General features: G+C 76.0%; 3 protein-coding genes and 1 pseudogene. 2 read left to right on the top strand and 2 right to left on the bottom strand.

Translation table 11 applies throughout. The features are described 5' to 3' along the window. Positions 1–289: pseudogene (locus K4G64_RS38505) on the bottom strand (DUF4190 domain-containing protein); the annotation flags it as partial. 184 nt (positions 290–473) lie between these two features. Between K4G64_RS38505 and K4G64_RS38500 the strand changes: the two are divergent. Together K4G64_RS38500 and K4G64_RS38495 are read left to right on the top strand one after the other, a co-directional pair. After that, positions 474–1,592 carry an adenosine deaminase gene (locus tag K4G64_RS38500; RefSeq protein WP_221760500.1) on the top strand — a complete coding sequence of 373 codons (1,119 nt, stop codon included), beginning with the start codon at positions 474–476 and terminating at the stop codon, positions 1,590–1,592. After that, complete coding sequence (locus K4G64_RS38495) at positions 1,589–2,314, top strand: glycerophosphodiester phosphodiesterase (protein WP_308122607.1); 726 nt, start codon at positions 1,589–1,591, stop codon at positions 2,312–2,314. The genes K4G64_RS38500 and K4G64_RS38495 overlap by 4 nt, the downstream gene beginning before the upstream one ends. 105 nt (positions 2,315–2,419) lie before the next feature. On the opposite strand, the gene K4G64_RS38490 is transcribed toward K4G64_RS38495, so the two are convergent. Continuing rightward, positions 2,420–4,512: LuxR C-terminal-related transcriptional regulator (locus K4G64_RS38490; RefSeq protein ID WP_221760499.1), on the bottom strand; the 2,093-nt coding region annotated here is incomplete at its 5' end.

Genomic DNA, 4,512 nt, shown 5'->3' with positions numbered 1-4,512 from the left:
GCCCACCGGCACGCCCCAGTACGACCGCACCGGCACCGGCACCGGCACCGGCACCGGCGCCGGTGCCGGTGCCGGTGCCGGTGCCGGTGCCGGTGCGGTCGTACTGGGGCGTGCCGGTGGGCGGGGTGAAGCCCGGCATCGAGGTGACCGTGGCCTGGTCGTGCACGGACGGCGGCCCCGCCGTGGGCGGCTGGTGCTTGTCGAGCGAGGGCGTGTCCTGCGGGGGTGCCCACGGGTCGTGGCCGGCGCCTCCGCCTCCGCCTCCGTCGGGCTGCGTCGCGTCCGTCATCCTGTTCCCCCCTGGGTCGATCGTGTGGTCATGCTACGGGGCGGTTCGGCGCGTGCCACAGTGCGGGTGCGTGGGGGCCGGTCGCGCCCACGCGGGCGGCGCCGCACGGCGGTACCGTCCCGCGCACTGCAGGAAGGCGCTGCACCGCACGGCATACGATGAATTCGCGTCAATCGATCAGCCGATCACCCGCGCCCCGCCCGCCTCGCGCCGGCAGCGGCGCCGTTCCGGGGAGGAACCCTTGACCGAGCATCTTGTCGACCCCCGCGCCCCACGCGACGTGAAGGCCTTCATCGCCGGACTGCCCAAGGCCGAACTGCATGTGCACCACGTGGGATCCGCCTCCCCCCGGATCGTCTCCGAGCTGGCCGCGCGGCACCCCGACTCGAAGGTGCCGACCGATCCCGAGGCGCTGGTCGACTACTTCACGTTCACCGACTTCGCGCACTTCATCGACGTGTACCTGTCGGTCGTCGACCTGATCCGCACCCCGGAGGACGTACGGCTGCTGACCTACGAGGTGGCCCGGGACCTGGCCCGGCAGCAGGTGCGGTACGCCGAGCTGACCATTACGCCCTTCTCGTCCACCCGGCGCGGCATCGACGAGCGGGCCTTCATGGACGCGATCGAGGACGCCCGCAAGGCCGCCGAGGCCGATTTCGGGACCGTGCTGCGCTGGTGCTTCGACATCCCCGGCGAGGCGGGTCTGGAGGCCGCCGAGGAGACGACCCGGCTCGCCACCGACGACCGGCTGCGCCCCGAGGGCCTGGTCTCCTTCGGTCTCGGCGGGCCCGAGATCGGTGTCGGGCGGCCGCAGTTCAAGCCGTACTTCGACCGGGCGATCGCCGCGGGGCTGCACTCCGTACCGCATGCCGGGGAGACGACCGGCCCGCAGACGGTGTGGGACGCGCTGACCCACCTGCGGGCCGAGCGCATCGGGCACGGCACCAGCTCCGCGCAGGACCCGAAGCTGCTCGCGCACCTCGCCGAGCACCGGATCGCACTGGAGGTGTGCCCGACCTCGAACATCGCCACCCGCGCGGTCCGCACCCTCGACGAGCACCCGATCAAGGAGTTCGTGCGGGCCGGGGTCCTCGTCACCATCAACTCCGACGACCCGCCCATGTTCGGCACGACCCTGGAGAACGAGTACGCGGTGGCCGCCCGGCTGCTCGACCTCGACGAGCGGGGCCTGGCCGAGCTGGCGAAGAACGCCGTCGAGGCGTCCTTCCTGGACGCGGCGGGCAAGGCCCGGATCGCCGGCGAGATCGACACCTACACCGCCCAGTGGCTCGCCCGGTGACGCCCGCTCCCGTCGCGGTGGCCCACCGGGGCGACCCCTACCGCGTTCGTGAGAACACCGTCGCCTCGCTGCGCTCCGCCCTGCGCCGGGGCGCGGACGCGGTGGAGATCGACGTACGGCTCACCCGGGACGGCGTGCCGGTGCTGCTGCACGACGCGACGCTGAAGCGTCTATGGGAGCACGAACGGCCGGTGAACGCGCTGTCCTTCGAGGAGGTGCGCGGGCTGACCGGCGGCGGGGTGCCGGCCCTGGCCGAGGCACTGGCCGCTACCGACGGGCACCGGCTGATGATCGACCTGCCCGGGTCGCCCGAGGTGCGGGCGGTGCGCCGGATCATGGGCGTGGTGGAGGAGGCGGGGGCGGCGGAGCGCGTGTACTACTGCGCGGGCGCCGACGCCATGCTCGCCGTGCGGGCGGTGGATCCGGGCGCCGAGATCGCCCTCACCTGGACGACGCTGGCCCCGCCGCGGCCCGTCCTGCTGGAGGCGGTCCGCCCGCGCTGGCTCAACTACCGGTTCTCCCTGGTGGACCGCCCCCTCGCCGAGCGCGTGCACCGCGACGGGTATCTGGTGTCCGTCTGGACCCCCGACACCCGCCGCTCCATGCGCCGGCTGCTGGAGGCGGGTGTGGACTCGATCACGACGAACCGTGTCGATGTGCTGTGCGCTGCACGCGCGAGCGCTGCGGCGCCTTCGCCGGATCGGCCGGGGTCGCGCGCGTGACGTACCGCGGCACCGGCGCGCTGTCCGTGCCGGTGCCGCGACGAGCCCAGCTGTCTTGCTACCGGGCGGCTCGACTGCGCCTCTCGCGTCCTGTTCCGGCGGCCGTCAGTCCCTGGTCAGTGCCTGCCCGAGCTCGGCCCGCCGCCGGATGCCCAGCTTCTTGTACGTGCTGGTCAGATGGGTCTCGACGGTGCGCCGGGCGAGGTGCAGGAGGCCGGCGATCTCCGCGTTCGTGCGGCCGTCGGCGGCCAGGCGGGCGATGCGCAGCTCGCTTCCGGTGAGGGAGCCGGAGCCGGTGCGGACGGTGGCGGCGCGGCGGGCCCCGCCTTCGCGCAGGGCCGCCTCCGCGAGGGTCCGCAACCGGACCGCGCCCAGGCGTTCGGCCTTCCGGGCCGCCGTTCGCAGGCACTCCCGGGCCCGGGCGCGCTCCCCGGCGGCGGTGAGCTGCCGGCCCTGCGCGAGCAGCGCGGCGGCCAGCTCCCCCTGCGCGGCGGCCGGCGCGTCCGTGAGGATTCCTACGGCCTCCTCGGCCAGCGCCAGACCCCGGCGGCCGCCGGTGACCGTGCCGAGCACCCTGAGGGACCGGCCGACCGTACGGGGTGTGTTCCACACCCGGGCCAGGCGCAGCTCCTCCTCGGCCAGGGCGAGCGCCTCCCGGGGACTGCCCAGGGCCAGGCGGCACTCGGCGGCGGCGGAGCGCCACGGGGTGACGACCGGGCTGACCACGTCGCGGGCCGTCTGGCGGCGGCCGCACTCCAGGAAGTCGACCAGCGCCCCGGCCGTGTCACCCGCGGCGGCCCGCTGCACGCCCCGCGCGTAGAGGAACCGGTTCAGCTCCCAGTTGTCGGGCGCCTCGCGCAGGTCGAAGCCGTCCGCGAGGCGCCGGGCCTCCTCGGCGCGGCCGGTCTCCACGAGGGCGATCAGCGTGGTGGCGTGGACGTTGGAGGGCCCGCGGGCGGGGGCGGGCCGTTCGGCGGGCAACAGCGCGTACTCGCCGCGTGCGGCGGCGATGTCGGCCCGGGTGCTGAGCAGGGCGGCGTGCATCGGGTGCAGCAGGTCGGGGCGCTGGCCGGCCAGTCCGCGGTCCACGAGGCGGTCGGCCTCGTCGAGTTCGTCGGCCCACTGGGCGACCGCGGCGGCCGTGCCCAGCAGGAACGGCTCGGTCAGCGGGTGGGCCGGCTCGGCGAGCAGCGCCCGCACCTGCCGCATCGCGTCGTCCGCCGAGGTCAGTGCGGCCGTGGCCGCGTACCGCACGAGCAGCGCCCGGGCGGCCGGGCCGACGAGCTCCGGGGAGTGTTCGGCGGTGTCGGTCAGGCAGCGGTACACGTCCTGGCGGACCGTCTGGTCCTGGTCGGACAGCAGGGCGGACGCGGTCTGGAGCGTGGCGCCCAGGTCGGGGTGCCCGGAGAGCTGGCCGTCCATCGTGCGCAGCACCTCGACGGCGGCCCGGGTCCGGCCGCGTCCGGCCAGTGCGGTGCCGAGGGCGACGGCGGCCCGCACCCGGTCCTGCGGCGTGCCGTGCAGTCGAAGTGCCTCGGTGAGCCGGCTCATCCCGGCCGAGGAGTCCCGCCCCGCGCACTCCAGGGACCCGAGCTCGGTCAGGATCCGCTGCCGGTGGTCCTCCGGGAGCGGCTCCTCCAGTGCCCTGCGCAGGAACACGACGGCCTGGTCGGAGCGGCCGTCGCGCAGGGCGAGGGCGGTGGCGTCGCGCAGCACGGCCGGGGCCCAGGGGGCGCCCACGGGGCCGGACAGCAGCAGGTGCCCGGCCACCGTCCCGGTGGGGGCTCCGCGGTGCAGCATCGCCTCGGCGGCGGCCCGGTGCACCGCGCGCCGCCGGGTGTCGGGGACGCCGGTGAGGACGGCGTCCCGCAGCAGCGGATGGGCGTAGCGGGGGTGCCCGTCGGGGCCAGGGCGCAGGACGCCGAGCCCGGTCATCGCGGTGAGCCAGCCCGCCACCCGGGCCGGATCGGCCCCGGCGACCTCGGCCAGCAGCCCGGCCCCGCCGGGGCCGCCGCCCGGACGCGTGGTGCCGCCGCCCGGTTCCCCCGTGGTGCCGCCGCCCTGCCCTTCTTCGAGCACGGCGAGGACCCGGGCGACCTCGGCGGTGGCGGGTCCGGCGCTGTCCAGCCACCAGTGCACGGCGGCCGGGTAGGAACCGGGGTAGAGGGCGGCGGCACCACGGGGGAACCGGGCGGCGG

Origin of the sequence: Streptomyces sp. WAC04114, from assembly GCF_019733245.1 — a bacterium.
GTDB classification, from domain to species: Bacteria; Actinomycetota; Actinomycetes; order Streptomycetales; family Streptomycetaceae; genus Streptomyces; species Streptomyces massasporeus_A.
The sequence above is the reverse complement of the archived record's forward strand: the minus strand, read 5'-3'. Positions and strand labels throughout refer to the sequence as shown.